This window comes from Thalassomonas sp. M1454 (genome assembly GCF_007097525.1).
Lineage (GTDB): Bacteria > Pseudomonadota > Gammaproteobacteria > Enterobacterales > Alteromonadaceae > Thalassotalea_A.
Genome location: NZ_VKDD01000001.1, coordinates 17,841 through 33,451 on the forward strand (window position 1 = coordinate 17,841; position 15,611 = coordinate 33,451).

Sequence of the window (15,611 nt, forward strand, 5' to 3'; positions counted from 1 at the left end):
TTATTTACCTAAACCGCCCATACAAAGATATTTAATTTCTAAATAGTCATCTAAACCATATTTAGAACCTTCGCGGCCATTACCTGATTGTTTAACACCACCAAATGGTGCGGCAGCATTCGAAATTAAACCTTCGTTAATTCCGACCATGCCATATTCTAAGCCTTCAGCAACTCGCCAAATTCGGCCGATATCTCGAGAATAAAAATACGCTGCTAAGCCATATTCGGTATCATTTGCCAGAGCGATTACTTCGTCTTCATCATCAAAAGCAATGATTGGCGACACCGGACCAAAAATTTCATTACAGGCAATGGCCATATCATTAGTGACATTAGTTAAAACCGTTGGCTGATAGTAATTAGCACCCTGTTCACCACGCTTACCGCCTAAGGCTACTTGCGCACCTTGGCTGATTGAATCGGCAACTAATTTATCAACATCTTGAGCAGCCCCTGCGCTGATCATTGGACCAATTTGTACGCCATCGTTTAAGCCATCACCAACATTAAGCGCAGCTACTTCAGCTACATATTTTTCAGTGAACTTTTCTAACACACCGCGCTGTACAAAAATACGATTGGTACATACACAAGTTTGCCCGGCATTACGGTATTTAGAAACCATAGCACCAGCAACTGCGGCATCAATATCAGCATCATCAAATACGATAAACGGTGCATTACCACCAAGTTCCATTGAAACCTTTTTAACTGTACTAGCGCTCTGGCTTATTAACGCTTTCCCCACAGGGGTTGAACCAGTAAAAGTAAATTTAGCCACATCTTTATGTTCAGTTAACACTCTCCCCATACCACGAGCATCGTCGCCAACCACAACATTAAATACACCTGCTGGAATACCTGCACGCTCAGCGAGTTCAGCCATAGCTAAAGCAGAAAGAGGCGTTTGTGTTGCAGGGCGAACAACGAAAGTACAACCGGCAGCAAGTGCTGCAGCAGCTTTACGAGCAATCATCGCATTTGGAAAATTCCAAGGCGTAATCGCGGCAACAACACCAACAGGTTGTTTGATCACAACAATGCGTTTATCACCTGAAGGCGCAGGAATCGTGTCACCATAGACACGCTTACCTTCTTCAGCAAACCATTCGATAAATGCCGCGCCATAACCTATTTCACCTTTTGCTTCGGCTAAAGGTTTACCTTGCTCAACCGTTAAAATGCGTCCCAAGTCATCTTGGTTTTGCATCATTAAATTAAACCAAGTACGTAATAAGCCTGCTCGCTCATTTGCTGATTTTGCTGACCACATTGGCATAGCTGCTTTAGCTGCTTGTACTGCTAACTCAGTTTCTTTGATCCCAGCATTTGAAACACTTGCAACTACTGCATCATTAACAGGGTTAGTTACATCAATTTGCGCTTCGCTTTGATGCCATTGGCCATTAATATAAGAATGCGTTTTCAGTAATTGTGCATCATTTAAATTTTGCATATTTTCTACCTTGTTTTCAGACTTATCGCTGCGATTAGTTATATCCTAACTCGTAACTATCATTGTTTATTGCATTATATTCATCACAAGAAGCTGTTGACGTTTTGCTTATGCTATTGTTTTCAACCGTAGATTGTTCAGACGGTTTAACTAGCGCAATATCTTTATTGTCTTCATTTATTTGTTCAGATCGAGTCATAACATGCTCCTAACAACGATTAAGTTACACAAATCGCATAGATTTTTATTTCTCTATACTATGAATACATTAAATACCATTTATTAAAGCCAATAAATACTAAACTTTAAACCATAAGTTTGAAGCTTATAAAACTTATAAGCGGCAACATATTAATCGGTTATAAGTACTATAAATAAAGCCTTTAAGGTGTGTTTAAATTATTGAACAAAAAAATGATTGCGTGTTATCTTATAACTCATGGTTTAGGTTAAAAAATAAAGCGATGTTTCAAATAGTTATTCTAATAATACAGCGCTGGTTCAATAGGTATTAAACATGTTCTACGAAATAATTAAACCAAGAGTTGGTGAAACTGACGCGCTTGGGCACATTAATAACACAGTATTTCCTCAGTGGTTTGAAGCGGCTCGAAATCCTATTTTCAAATTATTCAACCCTGATGCATCTCTTAACCTTACCCAATGGAATCTTATTTTAGCTAACATGACGATAGATTTTCATGTACCGCTGAAGTTTGGTAAAGATGTTGAGATTAAAACATTTGTTAAGCGCATTGGTAACACATCGTTAGATATTTATCAGGAAGCTTGGCAAGATAATGTAAAGTATGTATCAGGTACCGCGGTCATGGTTCATTACGATTATGCCAATAAAAAACCACAGCCTATTACTAATGAATTTAAACAAAAACTACATGTTCACTTTTTTAGAACATAAGTAAATTTTATACGGTTGATTTATTTTTTTTGTAAAATATATCAACCGTTTTATTGTTTAATAAATTACTTATCTCCCCAGAACTAGCTACTATAATTAATAATCAAATAAGTAGATTTACCTTATTCACCATAATCTTAGTAACACCTCCTCTAATAAAAGCAGCAACTTTTTTAACATATTTCTCGACTGTAAATAATTTTATATGCTAGTGTGTATTAAATTGAACACCATTATTTAATCACTAAAGTTTATGTCTGATAAAAGTTTACCTGTTGTTGGTATTATTTGTGACCGAGAAATTATTGGTCCACACCCTTTTCATATTGCTGGAGATAAATACATTCAAGCAATTGTTAAAGGTAGTAATTGTTTACCGTTATTAATTCCTGCTTTAGGTAGTTCTTTGGCACTAGAGCAACTGGTTTCCTCTGTTGATGGTATATTATTTACTGGCGGTTACTCTATGGTTGACCCTAACTATTATCAAGATGAAGGCGCAGAGCCTGGCACTAAACTTGACTTACACCGCGATAGTACAAGCCTGCCTTTAATTAAAAAAGCCGTGGATTTAGGCGTACCTATTATGGGGATTTGCCGTGGGTTTCAAGAAATGAACGTGGCATTTGGTGGCAGTTTACATCAAAAACTCCACCAAGTTTCGGGCCTCATTGAACATAGAGAAAATAATGACCTTCCTTTAGAACAACAATACGCAGCAGCGCATCCTATATCAGTTAAAGAAAATGGTAAGTTGGCTCAGATAGTCAATGACTTAAGTTTTAATGTTAACTCCTTACATACTCAAGGGGTAAATCAATTGGGTAAAGGTTTAACCAGTGAAGCAACAGCAGAAGATGGCTTAATTGAAGCTTTTTCTGTAGATAATGCCAAATCATTTGCTCTGGCACTGCAGTGGCACCCTGAGTGGAAATTTCAACAAAATCCGCAAAGTACAAAACTATTTCAAGCTTTTGGCGAAGCATGCTCATTAAGAAAACAGGACAGAAATACCCATGAATAAAGTCACTCAGTGGTTGCAAGATAATAATGTCGAAGAAGTGCAATGTGTTACAGGGGATCACACCGGTATTTCAAGAGGTAAAATTTTACCCGTACAAACATTTATCGATGATCAAGGATTTAGAATTGCAGAAGCAATTTTATTACAAGCTGCTTGTGGTGACTTAATTGACGATAAGTTTTTATTTAAATTAGTTGATGAACGCGATCTCGACATGGTGTTAAAACCAGATGAAAACGCTTGCTATTTACTGCCTTGGACAAAAAAACCAACGGCAATGATCATCCATGACAGTTTCTTACAAGATGGTACGCCTAATAGTTTATCGCCAAGGGTAATTTTACAAAAAGTTTTATCATTATATAAAGATAAAGGCCTTACTCCAGTTGTCGCTCCTGAGATGGAGTTATATTTAACCCAAACAAACGATGATTCAAATATACCTTTAAAGCCACCTATTGGCCGCTCTGGTCGACGTGAATCTGGTCGCCAATCTTTTGGTATTGAAGCGCTTAGTGAATTTTCGCCATTTGTTGATGATATTTATGATTGGGCAAAAAAATTAAACCTCGACCTAGATGCAGTAGTGCATGAAGAAGGTACTGCACAATTTGAATTTAACTTAGTTCATGGTGATGCCTTATCACTAGCCGATCAAGTATTTGTATTTAAGCGTTTAGTTAAAGAAGCAGCAACCAAGCATGGTTTTACAGCAACATTTATGGCAAAACCAATAAGTGGTCAACCAGGCAGTGCCATGCACATCCATCAAAGTATTGTTGACAGTAAGACCGGTGAAAACATATTTGCTAATGAAGATGGTGATACCGAAGCTTTTGCTCATTACATTGGTGGTTTACAACGCTACACTCCTGAAGTACTTGCTATTTATGCACCTCACGTAAATTCATATCGCCGTTTTGTCGCAGGCATTGCTGCTCCGGTAAATATTCATTGGGGATTAGAAAATAGAGCCGTTGGATTAAGAGTTCCTAGCTCACCAATACAAGCTAGACGAGTTGAGAATCGTTTGCCTGGTGCAGATTCAAATCCTTATTTAGCCATTGCCGCAACTTTGCTTTGTGGCTATTTAGGTATGGAAGAAAAAATCGAGCCAACCGAAGCAACGAACCACAGAGCTAATTACAATTTAGACGATAGATTACCTCTTAACATTGATGCGGCAATAGCGGCATTTGAACACAGTGAAACACTTAAAAAGTACTTGGGCGAAGCATTTGTTAAAGGCTTTGCTGAAACGCGTAAGGCCGATTACGAAAATTTTAAAAATGTGATCAGCTCTTGGGAAAGAAACTTTTTATTAACAACCGTTTAGTAAGGCAGTCCAATGCAAAACGAATTACAACAAAAAAATAATGCCCATCACTTTCAACCTTTTAGTGATAACAAAGCACTTGCCGAAAAAGGCCCTCGCATCATTACTAACGCACAAGGCGTATATATGTACGATAGCGAAGGTAATAAATTTTTAGATGGCATGGCTGGCCTTTGGTGTGTAAACATTGGTTACGGTCGTAAAGAGCTTGCTGAAGTTGCCAAAGAGCAAATGAATGAGCTGCCGTATTACAATTTATTTTTCCAAACAACTACGCAACCAGCAACTAAGCTTGCAACTAAAATTGCAGAGTTAGCACCAGCTCACATGAATAAAGTATTCTTTGTTGGCTCTGGCTCAGAAGCAAACGATACTAATTTTAGAATGGTTCGCCGTTACTGGGACTTAAAAGGTAAGCCGACTAAGAAAACTATTATCAGTCGTAAAAATGCTTATCATGGTTCAACCGTTGCAGGGGCAAGCCTTGGCGGCATGGGTTACATGCATGAGCAAGGTGACCTACCTATTCAAGGTATTGAACATGTAGAACAACCGTATTGGTTTGCTGAGGGTAATGGCTTATCTAAAGAAGAGTTTGGTATTAAAGCTGCGCAGTCTTTAGAAGCAAAAATACTTGAACTTGGTGAAGAAAACGTAGGTGCTTTTATTGCTGAACCTTTCCAAGGAGCAGGCGGCGTTATTACCCCGCCAGATTCTTACTGGCCAGAGATCAAACGCATTTTAGCTAAGTACGATATTTTATTTATTCTTGATGAAGTGATCTCGGGCTTTGGTCGAACAGGTGAATGGTTTGCAAGTACTTACTTTGATTTAAAGCCTGATTTAATAACTATTGCCAAAGGCTTATCGTCAGGGTACCAACCAATTGGCGGTGTTATTGTTTCAGATAAAGTAGCTGATGTTTTGATTGAAGAAGGTGGTGATTTTAACCACGGATTTACTTACTCAGGTCACCCAGTTGCTGCAGCTGTAGCCTTAAAAAATATTGAGCTATTAGACAGTGAAGGTATTGTTAGCAATGTTAAAGCAAGCACATCTCCTTATTTACAAAAACGCTGGCAAGAACTCGCTGAGCACCCAATCGTAGGTGAAGCTCGTGGTTTAGGTATGGTAGCAGGTATTGAACTAGTAAAAGATAAAGCTACAAACGAGCGCCTAGAATCTGATGGTAAAGCCGGCGGTGTATGTCGAGATTTCTCAATAGCTAATGGCCTAGTTATGCGTCCTTGTGGTGATACTATGATTATTTCTCCGCCTTTAGTTATTACTAAAGCAGAAATTGACGAGTTAATTGAAAAGGCTAAAAAAGCACTTGATGAAACAGCTAAGCATTACGGCATTATGTAACTGTTATCATTAATAAAATAGACAAATTTAAAATGGTAAATTTGTCTATTTTTTTATATTTTATTGTTTGCCATGACCTAACTCAATATAAAAACAATATGAGCGGCTTAAATCCAAAGGCAATTTAGGAAGTAGAATGATTAGTATATTTAAGAAACATTTTGATTCATGGGGCTACCAAGCTTTTAAGTACATTATTTATGCCCTGCTTGCTTATAACGTGGTGTTGTTCTTTGAAGAAGAATCACTTGCCAGCGCAGTAACCTTTGCCAATGGCTTTTCACTTACTGACATTATTGCGGCATTCTCAGCAACTATTGATACCGCTGCTTGGGTTTTACTTTTGTTGTTATTCGAATTAGAAACCTACACCTTAGATGATGATAAAATTACTGGCTGGACTAAAAGAGCGATGCACGGTATTCGTGTGTTTTGTTATTTTTTTATTGTTTATGCAGTTTATGGCTATATCACCAAAATAGGCTTGGTATTAAACTTCTCAGAATCAACAATCACTGATTTATGTGCAGTAGCGTCTGATTGGCGTTATATGGAAGGCTTAAATGAGTATGTGCAACTGAGTCAATCAAACTGTGCAACTTACCTTGCCAACGGTGCTAGTTTCTACACCTATGACAGCTTAAATGTTATTACTAACTCTGATGATTTATTTACTACGCAAGCTCTTGCATGGGTCGATGCCATTAATGCTGTTGCTTGGCTTCTTGTTGTATTAATGCTTGAGTTTGATGTGCGTGTGCAATTAGGTAAATACACCAGTGTATTTTGGGAAAATAACAGCCACATCATCAAATCTATTGTGTATTTAATTTTACTGGCCGCGTCTATTTTCTGGGGTTTTGAAGGTAGTTTTGTTGACTTCTGGGATAGCTTCTTGTGGTTAGTTGCATTCTTCTTAATTGAAATGAATGTGTTTGAATGGCAAGCCGAAACCGAGCAAGCAAAATAACAAAAAGAAAATTAATTTTTTAACTACAACACATACAACAGGCATTGCATTAGCAATGCCTTTTTTGTGCCTAAAAATGGATCTCATATTTTACCAAGTGCAGATTAACCCGAAATACTAGACATTAATATTTAATTCTGTAGGATAAATAATGTGCTAATCAATAAGTTAAGGAATCTTATGAAAAGAATTAAGGAAGTACAGCAGAAAGTTGAATCACTTTACAATGAGTATAATGCTGCTGTTGGTAAACAACGTCCTGCTTTAGATTTTGATTCACTCGAATCTATCGAAAAGGGATTCCAAGCCATATTCAATGCTGATGCTCGTGCAACACGCAATAAAACCTCTTTACCCAAAGCACTCTCCCTAGAGCTCAGAAAATCATTTGCTGACTTACTATTACTTATGGATGGTAAAGATTTAGTCGGTGATAAACTCAAAGCAGCTGCTAAAGCTGAAAAAGAAGCTGCAGCAAAAGCCGCTGAAGAAGTGCCTGAATCAAAAATAGCATAAATGCAATTAATCCAATAAGCCTAGATTAGCTCGCAGTTTCGAATTAATTTAGGCTTCTTATCATTTTAGAGGACACATACCTCATCTAGCCTAAGCACTAAACCATTAATCGAACATTTTATGATACAGCATCCCGAGTGCTAGCAGCGGTGAACGTAAGTATTTCCCTCCCGGGAAAGTAATGTGCTTAACTTGATTAAAATATTCAATACGAGAGCTTTCATTGGTAATCGCTTCAGCGAGTAATTTAGCGGCCATATGAGTCACATTTACGCCATGGCCTGAATATGCCTGCGCGTAATAAACATTAGTTTGCAAGCGGCCAATTTGTGGCAAACGATTAGCACCAATACCAATCATCCCGCCCCATTTATAATCAATATTAATACCTTTAAGCTGTGGAAATACCTTCAACATTTTCGGGTATAAAGCATCTTTAATATCTTTAGGATCTCGTCCAGAATAGTTACACATGCCACCGAATAACAAACGCTTATCAGCAGATAATCGAAAATAATCTAACGCCACACGTTGGTCACAAACAGCATGGTTTCCTGGCAGTAATTTATTGTGGACTTCTTCAGATAAAGGCTCTGTAGCAATAACGTAACTGCCTGCTGGCAGTATTTTTCCTGATAATTTAGGTTCTAGTCCTTCAATATACGCATTACCTGTTAGTACTAATTTTTTTGCACGAACTTGACCTTGTTCAGTATGTATAACATTGGTTTCGCCTTTCTCTATTTTGATTACTTTAGAATTAGCAAATAACTGAGCGCCAAGATCGCTGGCAATTTTAGCTTCAGCCAAACAAAGATTGAGTGGATGCAAGTGACCACTGCCCATATCCTCTAACCCTGCTAATGCTGTGGCCGAGCCAATGACATTTTGTTGAACTTGGTCTTTATCAAGTAATTTGATCGCGTGCGGATAGTTAGTTTGCTTTAGCTGCTGATAACTTTCTTCAAGCCATTTAACATGTTTGCTTTTATTGGCAAAATCGCAATAGCCCATGGTTAAATCACAATCGATGGCGTATTTTTTTACTCGGTTAGTAACAATTTCAACCGACTCAACCCCCATAGCTGTTATTGCATCAATGCCTTCTTGGCCAATTGATTTTCTAAACGCTTCTAAGTCATGGCCAATGCCACGGATCAGTTGCCCGCCATTTCGACCCGAAGCACCCCAACCAATTTTATTGGCTTCGAGCACAGCGACTTTTATGCCGCGCTCTGCCAATTCCAGTGCTGTAGCAACCCCACTAAAGCCACCACCAACAATACACACATCAACATCGATAGATTCAGTTAAAGTCGGATAGTCAGTTTTGTTATTTACAGAGGAAAAATAATAAGACTCTGGATAGTCATTGGTATGAATTGCTGTCATAAGTTACCAAACAATATTGTAAAATATATCAAACGATATTAGCCTATATAATCTAATATTCCAACACTTGCATGCAATATACTGAACAGCATTGCTTTATATTATGAACACCTATATATTTATCACTATATCGCTTTTAAAACTGAGGAAATTCAATTGGATGTAGGCATAAGATTGAAAGAAGTTCGAATTCTTAACAACCTATCTCAGCGAGAGTTAGCCAAACGCGCAGGCGTGACTAACAGCACTATTTCAATGATTGAAAAGAACAGTGTTAGTCCATCAATTAGTTCGCTAAAAAAGGTTCTTAATGGCATACCTATTTCTTTAGTGGATTTTTTTGCTGAAGAAGTAAACCAACCAAAAACTCAACAAGTTGTTTATACCCCTGAAGAGTTAATGGATATTGGTACTGGTGATGTAGCAATGAAATTAGTTGGGAAAGCATTTCCGCGTAGGCAAATGACATTTTTAGTTGAAACCTACCCGCCAGGATCTGACACAGGTACCGAGATGCTGCAAAATGATGCTGAAGAAGGTGGCTTAGTATTGGAAGGTAAAATTGAGTTAACTATTGGCTCCGAAGTCTTTATGCTATCAAAAAATGACAGCTACTATTTCGATAACAATAAACCTCACCGTTTTCGTAATATATCAAATAAAATTTGTAAAATTGTTAGTGCTACTACCCCTGGTAATTTCTAGTCTCTAGTCTATAAAACAAAAAACCTTTACTGAGCTCAGTAAAGGTTTTTTATTAGCTAAACAACGACAACAAACTAGAAGTTATATTTAACTTTAACGCCACCATTAGTGCCTTGTCCAATACCAAAGTGGTTATAGCCAGTATCTACAACATCATCTTCATAGTAGACTTCATCGGTAATGTTATCTACATAAGCAGATACACTCCAAGCTTCACCTTCAATGGCCAGCTGTGCACCAAGTAAACCGTATGAATCTTGTGATACTAAATCACTACCGCCCATGAATTCATCTGTACCAGTTTCTGATTGCCATGCGTATGAAACTTGCATAGACATGTCGATACCTGCAGATAACTCATAAAAATAAGTACCAATGAAGGCTGCGCTTAATTCAGGACCATCTAGTCTTTGCCCTGCAATAGATACACCTGCTTCGCTCTCGCCTTCAATAACCTCGGTATCTTGGTATGCAGAAGACATAAACAAGCGTAAGTTATCGGTAGCCATGTAAGTAACATCTAGCTCAACACCTTTACCTTCAGCTTCACCAATGTTTTTAATGATTACACCGCCACCATTAGGGAAAGTACCTTGAAAGTCAGTGTAGTCATAGTAATAAGCACCAATATTGACACGTAAAGCGTTATCTAAGAAATCACCTTTCATACCGATTTCATAGCTATCAACAATCTCAGGGTCGTACGATGCTAATCCACTACCTTCAGGCAAGGCTCCACCATATAGCTCAGATGCCCAATACTCTTCATCGGTTTCATCAACTACGCCATCAGGCTCTTCATCAAACCACTCTTCATCCGCATCCCAACCGGTCCAATCCATATAGTTAATATCGAATGAGAAGGTGTTGTAACCACCGGCTTTATAACCGCGAGAGTAGTTAGCATAAATATTTACTTCGTCAGTCAACTGATGATTTACTGCAACACGAGGCGTAAATTCAGACCAGTCAGATTCATCATCGATCCACTCGCCATCTGTGTGCGCACCAGTGATCCAGTAATGGCCTAACCAACCATCTGGCTCAGGGTTATTTAAACCAAATTCTTTTTCATCGTATGAGTAACGAGCACCGACAGTAATATCTGTTTTCTCTGTCACTGACCAAGTCACATCACCGTAAATACCCCAACCGCTATTGGTACCGCGAGCAAAGGTTTCTTCTCGAACGCCGTCAACACCATCTCCAGGAGCTGGAATTTCTTCATCATCAACTAACATCTGAATTTCAGCAGCATCTGCAACCGGATCTAAGCCATACCAGCCATCAACCATAAACTCATGACAGTCAGTGTAATACGCTCCTGGATCGCTTGTTATATTTGATAGCGGCTCATCCCACTCTTCAAAGTAAGGTAGGTATGAACAAAATTCATCGTCGTCGTATTCATTATAAAATTGCGAGTCGATTGTTTCTTCATAAACAGACACACCAATAAACCAGTAGATATCAGAATCGTTATCTGAATTTAAACGAAATTCTTGACTAACGTATTCGGTGTCATCTACTTGCGAGTAGTTACCAAAGGCATAGCTTGTTCCATCGTAATCTTCGACGTAGTCCCAAGTATAATTTTTAAGAGCAGTTTGCGAGGTAAAAATTACGCCACCAAAATCGTGAGTAATATCTAATGTAAGGCTTTCTACTTCAGCAACATCTTTACTGTCTTTACCTAAATCAGAAGAAATTGCATCATCAGGACCTTCAGTCCAAATTGAGCGGTAAATACCACCATCCATATCACGGTCTTCATAGTTCGCAGTTAAACGAATTTTTGTATCATCAAAGCCTTCATAAGTCATGGTTGCACGAAATGCCGTGATCTCTTTATCACGCATTTTTGAACCACCGATATTCTCTACGTGGCTATCTTCTGCCGAGTGGAAACCTGCCACACGCACAAATAAATCATCAGTTAACGCAACATTAAAAACACCGGTAGCTTCGGTTAAGTTATCGCTACCAACGCCAAGCTCAATACTACCTTCGGTAGCATCAACCGCTTCATTGGTATAAATACTGATAGCACCTGACGCCGCGTTACGACCAAATAGAGTACCTTGCGGGCCTTTAGTTACCTCGACACGAGCGATATCAAAAAAACTAGAGATAGCACCACCGCTTCGACCTTGATATACACCATCTTGGTATAAACCAATAGAAGGGTCACCACCGATACCATAATCTTGAGTTACAATACCGCGTATACCTATCGTATCAACAAAGCTATCGTTTGATGTGCCACCATTTAAACCTGGTGTATATTTTGATAAATCAGTCGCATTACCAATATTAAAATCATCAATGAATTCTTCATTAAAAGCACTAACCGATACAGGTACTTCTTTTAATGATTGAGCTCGTTTTTGGGTAACAACGATAACTTCATATTCATCTTTTTTCTCTTCCTCTTGCTCAGCATAAGCAAAGCTAGGTAACAGCACTGATGCCACTGCTAAAGACAGTATGGATTTACGATAGTTCATAGCGTGTAACTTCCCTAAAATATTTTTTTAATGTTATTATTTTATTAATAAAGCGTTGTATTTTAATTATTGCTTACTTCGATAATACACACCGCGTAAAATAAATCAAACAGTATTGTTAAATTTGTGTGAATTTTATTCTACGTTCATATTTTCCCTTAAATAGCTCCCCGATCCTGTGCGCACATGCACCAAAATCATTCATGCAATTGAAATAAATAACTATTTTTTAAATATACGCTAGTAAAATACAGATAAAAAAATAGGAGGCCAAAGCCTCCTATCTCATATTACGTTAATTTTATTTTACAGCGTTTTAATCAAGCTTCATCCAAGTAGCTTTCACTTCAGTGTACTTTTTAAATGCATGCAAAGATTTATCACGGCCATTACCAGACTGCTTAAAACCGCCAAATGGCGCAGTCATATCTCCACCATCCCATTGGTTTACCCACACAGAACCAGCTCGTACTGCTTTCGCCATTTTATGTGCCTTTGATAAATCTTTGGTCCATATACCTGCAGCCAAACCGTAGTCACTATCGTTGGCAATAGCAATTGCTTGCTCCATAGTTTCAAAAGTTATAACCGAAAGCACAGAACCAAAGATTTCATCTTGAGCGATAGCCATAGAGTTATCGACATTTTCAAAAATAGTTGGGTTGATATAAAAACCATTTTCTACTGGCTGAGCTTTATCACCACCTGCGTATAAAGCAGCGCCATCTTGTTGACCTTTTTCAATATAAGAGAGCACACGTTCATGCTGTACTTTATCAACAATAGCGCCAACGATTGTGTTTGGATCGAGTGGATTTCCCGGTTGCCATATTTTTATGGCTTCTTTAACTTTAGCAATAAACTCGTCTTTGATACTTGCTTCTACGAGCAGGCGAGTTCCAGCGGTACATACTTCACCTTGGTTAAAACAAAAAGCAGACGCTGCAGATTGTGCCGCAGTATCTAAATCAGGCGCATCAGCAAAAACTATATTAGGACTCTTACCGCCAGCTTCACACCAAACTCGTTTCATATTTGATTGGCCAGCATAAACCATTAATTGTTTAGCTACACCGGTTGAGCCAGTAAACACTAAAGTATCGACATCGTTATGCAGTGCTAACGCTTTACCTACAGTGTGACCAAAGCCTGGTAATACATTAAATACGCCATCAGGGATCCCTGCCTGTTTAGCAAGCTCGGCAATACGAATCGCGGTAAGTGGCGATTTTTCTGAAGGTTTTAAAATAACACTATTACCAGAAACAAGCGCTGGGCCAATTTTCCAAGCGGCCATATTTAATGGAAAATTCCAAGGTACAATTGCCGCAACAACACCAATTGGCTCATGGGTAACTAACCCTAATTCGTTGTCAGGAGTCGGTGCTACTTCATCATAAATTTTATCGACTGCTTCAGCGCTCCAGCGAATACAGCGTAACGTACCGCCAAGATCCACAGCTAAAGCATGTGAGATAGGTTTACCCATATCTAGTGTTTCAAGTAATGCCAACTCTTCTTGGTGTTGCTCAATTAAGTCGGCAAACTTAAGCATTACTTGTTTACGTTGCGCTGGTGCTTGTTTAGCCCAAACACCACTTTCAAACGCTGCTCGCGCAGCAGCAACAGCAATATCAGCATCGGCGCTATCACAGCTTGCAATATCACTAAGTTTTCTAGAGTCGATTGGACTTATGCATTCAAACTGCTGTTTAGTTGCCCCGTCAACATAACTACCATTGATAAATGCTCGACCTTCGATTGAAAGCTGCTCTGCCTGTTGTTGCCAATAGGCTAAATCTTGCTGACTCATGCAAAACTCCAAAAATGTGAAAATAATTTAATCTAGCTAAACTAGCGAATAGCATAGTAAAATTCAATATATTTTACACTTAAATCCTTAACCTATCGTATCATCTCGAATATTTTTGTTTAAAATTGCCATTAATTAGCATAATATCAGCAAAAACGTTCAATATATAAAACACCAATATTTATTATTAAGTAAATATTTTTAGTAAATAACCCTATAACTAATGAGTAATTCATGACTAATTATCCAGATTCTTATTACGCTGCTTCGTCTAACAGAGATATTGACTACCCAAGCCTAACTGAAAATATTTCAGCTGACATTTGTGTTGTGGGCGGTGGTTATAGTGGCTTATCAACCGCAATTGCATTACAAGAAAAAGGCTATAGCGTGGTGTTACTTGAAGGCAGTAAGATTGGTTTTGGCGCATCAGGTCGTAATGGCGGGCAACTGGTCAATAGTTTTAGTCGTGATATCGACCATATTGAAAAACATTATGGTAGTGATACTGCCAATGCTTTAGGAGCTATGGCATTTGAGGGTGCTGACTGTATCCGCGACTTAATAAAACGCTACAACATTGATTGTGATTATAAACATGGCGGATTTTTTGCTGCATTTACTGAAAAGCAAATGCATGAATTAGCTGCTAAAAAACAGCTTTGGGAAAAGCACGGCAATAAAAAATTATCTTTAATTGATAAAAGTGGTATTGCTAAAATCGTTAATACCGAGGCTTATGTTGGTGGTTTAGTTGATGAACATTGTGGCCATATTCACCCGCTTAAATTAGCTCTAGGTGAAGCTGCAGCATTAACCTCTATTGGCGGCCAAGTATTTGAGCAATCAAAAGTAATTAATATTGACGAAGTTCAACAAGCTGATACCACAAAGTCTATTGTTAAAACTGATTCAGGTAGCGTTACCGCAACTAAAGTGGTTTTAGCTGGTAATGCTTATATGGGTAATTTAGAGCCAAAGTTATCAAGAAAGTCTATGCCGTGTGGTACTCAGATAGTTACTACAGAAGTTTTGCCTGAAGAATTAGCTAAAAGCTTAATTCCGTCAGAGTACTGTGTTGAAGATGTTAACTACAAATTAGACTATTACCGTATAACTGCCGACAACCGTTTATTATTTGGTGGCGGAGTTACTTATGGTGGTGGCGATCCCGCAAGCATCGAACGCTTTTTAAAGCCGCACATGGATAAAATATTTCCGCAAATGGCCAACTATAAAATTGATTTTGCTTGGGGTGGCGATTTCTTATTAACGTTGAGCCGTTTACCGCAACTTGGCCGCATAGGTGCAAATGTTTATTATACCCAAGGCTACAGTGGCCACGGCGTTAACACCTCACACTTAGCAGGTAAACTATTAGCCGAAGCAATTCATGGTGATAGCACTCGTTTTGATGTATTTGCTAATTTACCCCATTACCCATTCCCTGGCGGGCGGTTATTTAGAGTGCCATTTACTATGATGGGTGCTTGGTATTATGGACTCCGAGATGCATTAGGTTTTTAATGCTCATTTTAACTAGGTATAGAAGTAAATATTTTAGTTAATACTAAACTGTACTTAATAAAATTCCTGTTAGGGT

Annotated in this window: 13 protein-coding genes; 8 read left to right on the top strand and 5 right to left on the bottom strand. The window is 38.4% G+C overall.

What is annotated here, in order from left to right; translation table 11 throughout:
• Positions 1 to 1,458, bottom strand: coding sequence for an NAD-dependent succinate-semialdehyde dehydrogenase (locus FNN08_RS00095; protein WP_143582607.1), 1,458 nt, complete (start codon positions 1,456 to 1,458; stop codon positions 1 to 3).
• 34 nt (positions 1,459 to 1,492) lie between these two features.
• Positions 1,493 to 1,657 (bottom strand): hypothetical protein, encoded by a 165-nt coding sequence (locus tag FNN08_RS16285; RefSeq protein WP_185962526.1) that lies wholly within the window; start codon positions 1,655 to 1,657, stop codon positions 1,493 to 1,495.
• Between the two features lie 318 nt (positions 1,658 to 1,975).
• Between FNN08_RS16285 and FNN08_RS00100 the strand changes: the two genes are divergently transcribed.
• The 6 genes from FNN08_RS00100 (at position 1,976) to FNN08_RS00125 (ending at position 7,591) form a co-directional block, all read left to right on the top strand.
• Positions 1,976 to 2,377 carry an acyl-CoA thioesterase gene (locus FNN08_RS00100; RefSeq protein WP_143582608.1) on the top strand — a complete coding sequence of 134 codons (402 nt, stop codon included), beginning with the start codon at positions 1,976 to 1,978 and terminating at the stop codon, positions 2,375 to 2,377.
• Between the two features lie 253 nt (positions 2,378 to 2,630).
• A complete protein-coding gene (locus FNN08_RS00105; protein ID WP_143582609.1) occupies positions 2,631 to 3,401 on the top strand; it encodes a gamma-glutamyl-gamma-aminobutyrate hydrolase family protein in 771 nt (256 codons plus the stop codon).
• Positions 3,394 to 4,737 carry a glutamine synthetase family protein gene (locus tag FNN08_RS00110; protein WP_143582610.1) on the top strand — a complete coding sequence of 448 codons (1,344 nt, stop codon included), beginning with the start codon at positions 3,394 to 3,396 and terminating at the stop codon, positions 4,735 to 4,737. Before FNN08_RS00105 ends, FNN08_RS00110 begins: the two co-directional genes overlap by 8 nt.
• Positions 4,738 to 4,749: 12 nt before the next feature.
• Positions 4,750 to 6,105, top strand: coding sequence for an aspartate aminotransferase family protein (locus tag FNN08_RS00115; RefSeq protein WP_143582611.1), 1,356 nt, complete (start codon positions 4,750 to 4,752; stop codon positions 6,103 to 6,105).
• Between the two features lie 136 nt (positions 6,106 to 6,241).
• Complete coding sequence (locus tag FNN08_RS00120; protein WP_143582612.1) at positions 6,242 to 7,075, top strand: hypothetical protein; 834 nt, start codon at positions 6,242 to 6,244, stop codon at positions 7,073 to 7,075.
• Between the two features lie 180 nt (positions 7,076 to 7,255).
• Positions 7,256 to 7,591, top strand: a complete 336-nt coding sequence (locus FNN08_RS00125; RefSeq protein WP_143582613.1) for a hypothetical protein — start codon at positions 7,256 to 7,258, stop codon at positions 7,589 to 7,591.
• Between the two features lie 105 nt (positions 7,592 to 7,696).
• On the opposite strand, the gene FNN08_RS00130 is transcribed toward FNN08_RS00125, so the two are convergent.
• Positions 7,697 to 8,983, bottom strand: coding sequence for an NAD(P)/FAD-dependent oxidoreductase (locus FNN08_RS00130; RefSeq protein ID WP_143582614.1), 1,287 nt, complete (start codon positions 8,981 to 8,983; stop codon positions 7,697 to 7,699).
• A gap of 156 nt (positions 8,984 to 9,139) precedes the next feature.
• Here FNN08_RS00130 and FNN08_RS00135 point away from each other — a divergent pair, with 156 nt between their 5' ends.
• Positions 9,140 to 9,688: a cupin domain-containing protein gene (locus FNN08_RS00135; RefSeq protein WP_143582615.1), complete on the top strand. Its 549-nt coding sequence runs from the start codon at positions 9,140 to 9,142 to the stop codon at positions 9,686 to 9,688.
• Positions 9,689 to 9,762: 74 nt separating this feature from the next.
• Here the strand turns inward: FNN08_RS00135 and FNN08_RS00140 are convergent, their stop codons facing one another.
• Together FNN08_RS00140 and FNN08_RS00145 are read right to left on the bottom strand one after the other, a co-directional pair.
• Positions 9,763 to 12,195 (bottom strand): TonB-dependent receptor, encoded by a 2,433-nt coding sequence (locus FNN08_RS00140; RefSeq protein WP_143582616.1) that lies wholly within the window; start codon positions 12,193 to 12,195, stop codon positions 9,763 to 9,765.
• A 316-nt stretch (positions 12,196 to 12,511) separates the two neighbouring features.
• Positions 12,512 to 14,008, bottom strand: a complete 1,497-nt coding sequence (locus FNN08_RS00145) for an aldehyde dehydrogenase (protein WP_143582617.1) — start codon at positions 14,006 to 14,008, stop codon at positions 12,512 to 12,514.
• Between the two features lie 234 nt (positions 14,009 to 14,242).
• Between FNN08_RS00145 and FNN08_RS00150 the strand changes: the two genes are divergently transcribed.
• On the top strand, positions 14,243 to 15,535 hold the full coding sequence (locus tag FNN08_RS00150; RefSeq protein WP_143582618.1) for an NAD(P)/FAD-dependent oxidoreductase: 1,293 nt from the start codon (positions 14,243 to 14,245) through the stop codon (positions 15,533 to 15,535).
• The last annotated feature ends 76 nt before the right edge of the window (positions 15,536 to 15,611 follow it).

What these genes read in the sequence shown, in the direction of transcription:
- FNN08_RS00100 (WP_143582608.1), top strand. Translation starts at nt 1,976, where the DNA reads ATGTTCTACGAAATAATTAAACCAAGAGTTGGTGAAACTGACGCGCTT.
- FNN08_RS16285 (WP_185962526.1), bottom strand. Translation starts at nt 1,657, where the DNA reads ATGACTCGATCTGAACAAATAAATGAAGACAATAAAGATATTGCGCTA.
- FNN08_RS00140 (WP_143582616.1), bottom strand. Translation starts at nt 12,195, where the DNA reads ATGAACTATCGTAAATCCATACTGTCTTTAGCAGTGGCATCAGTGCTG.
- FNN08_RS00130 (WP_143582614.1), bottom strand. Translation starts at nt 8,983, where the DNA reads ATGACAGCAATTCATACCAATGACTATCCAGAGTCTTATTATTTTTCC.
- FNN08_RS00095 (WP_143582607.1), bottom strand. Translation starts at nt 1,458, where the DNA reads ATGCAAAATTTAAATGATGCACAATTACTGAAAACGCATTCTTATATT.
- FNN08_RS00120 (WP_143582612.1), top strand. Translation starts at nt 6,242, where the DNA reads ATGATTAGTATATTTAAGAAACATTTTGATTCATGGGGCTACCAAGCT.
- FNN08_RS00145 (WP_143582617.1), bottom strand. Translation starts at nt 14,008, where the DNA reads ATGAGTCAGCAAGATTTAGCCTATTGGCAACAACAGGCAGAGCAGCTT.
- FNN08_RS00110 (WP_143582610.1), top strand. Translation starts at nt 3,394, where the DNA reads ATGAATAAAGTCACTCAGTGGTTGCAAGATAATAATGTCGAAGAAGTG.
- FNN08_RS00125 (WP_143582613.1), top strand. Translation starts at nt 7,256, where the DNA reads ATGAAAAGAATTAAGGAAGTACAGCAGAAAGTTGAATCACTTTACAAT.
- FNN08_RS00105 (WP_143582609.1), top strand. Translation starts at nt 2,631, where the DNA reads ATGTCTGATAAAAGTTTACCTGTTGTTGGTATTATTTGTGACCGAGAA.
- FNN08_RS00115 (WP_143582611.1), top strand. Translation starts at nt 4,750, where the DNA reads ATGCAAAACGAATTACAACAAAAAAATAATGCCCATCACTTTCAACCT.
- FNN08_RS00150 (WP_143582618.1), top strand. Translation starts at nt 14,243, where the DNA reads ATGACTAATTATCCAGATTCTTATTACGCTGCTTCGTCTAACAGAGAT.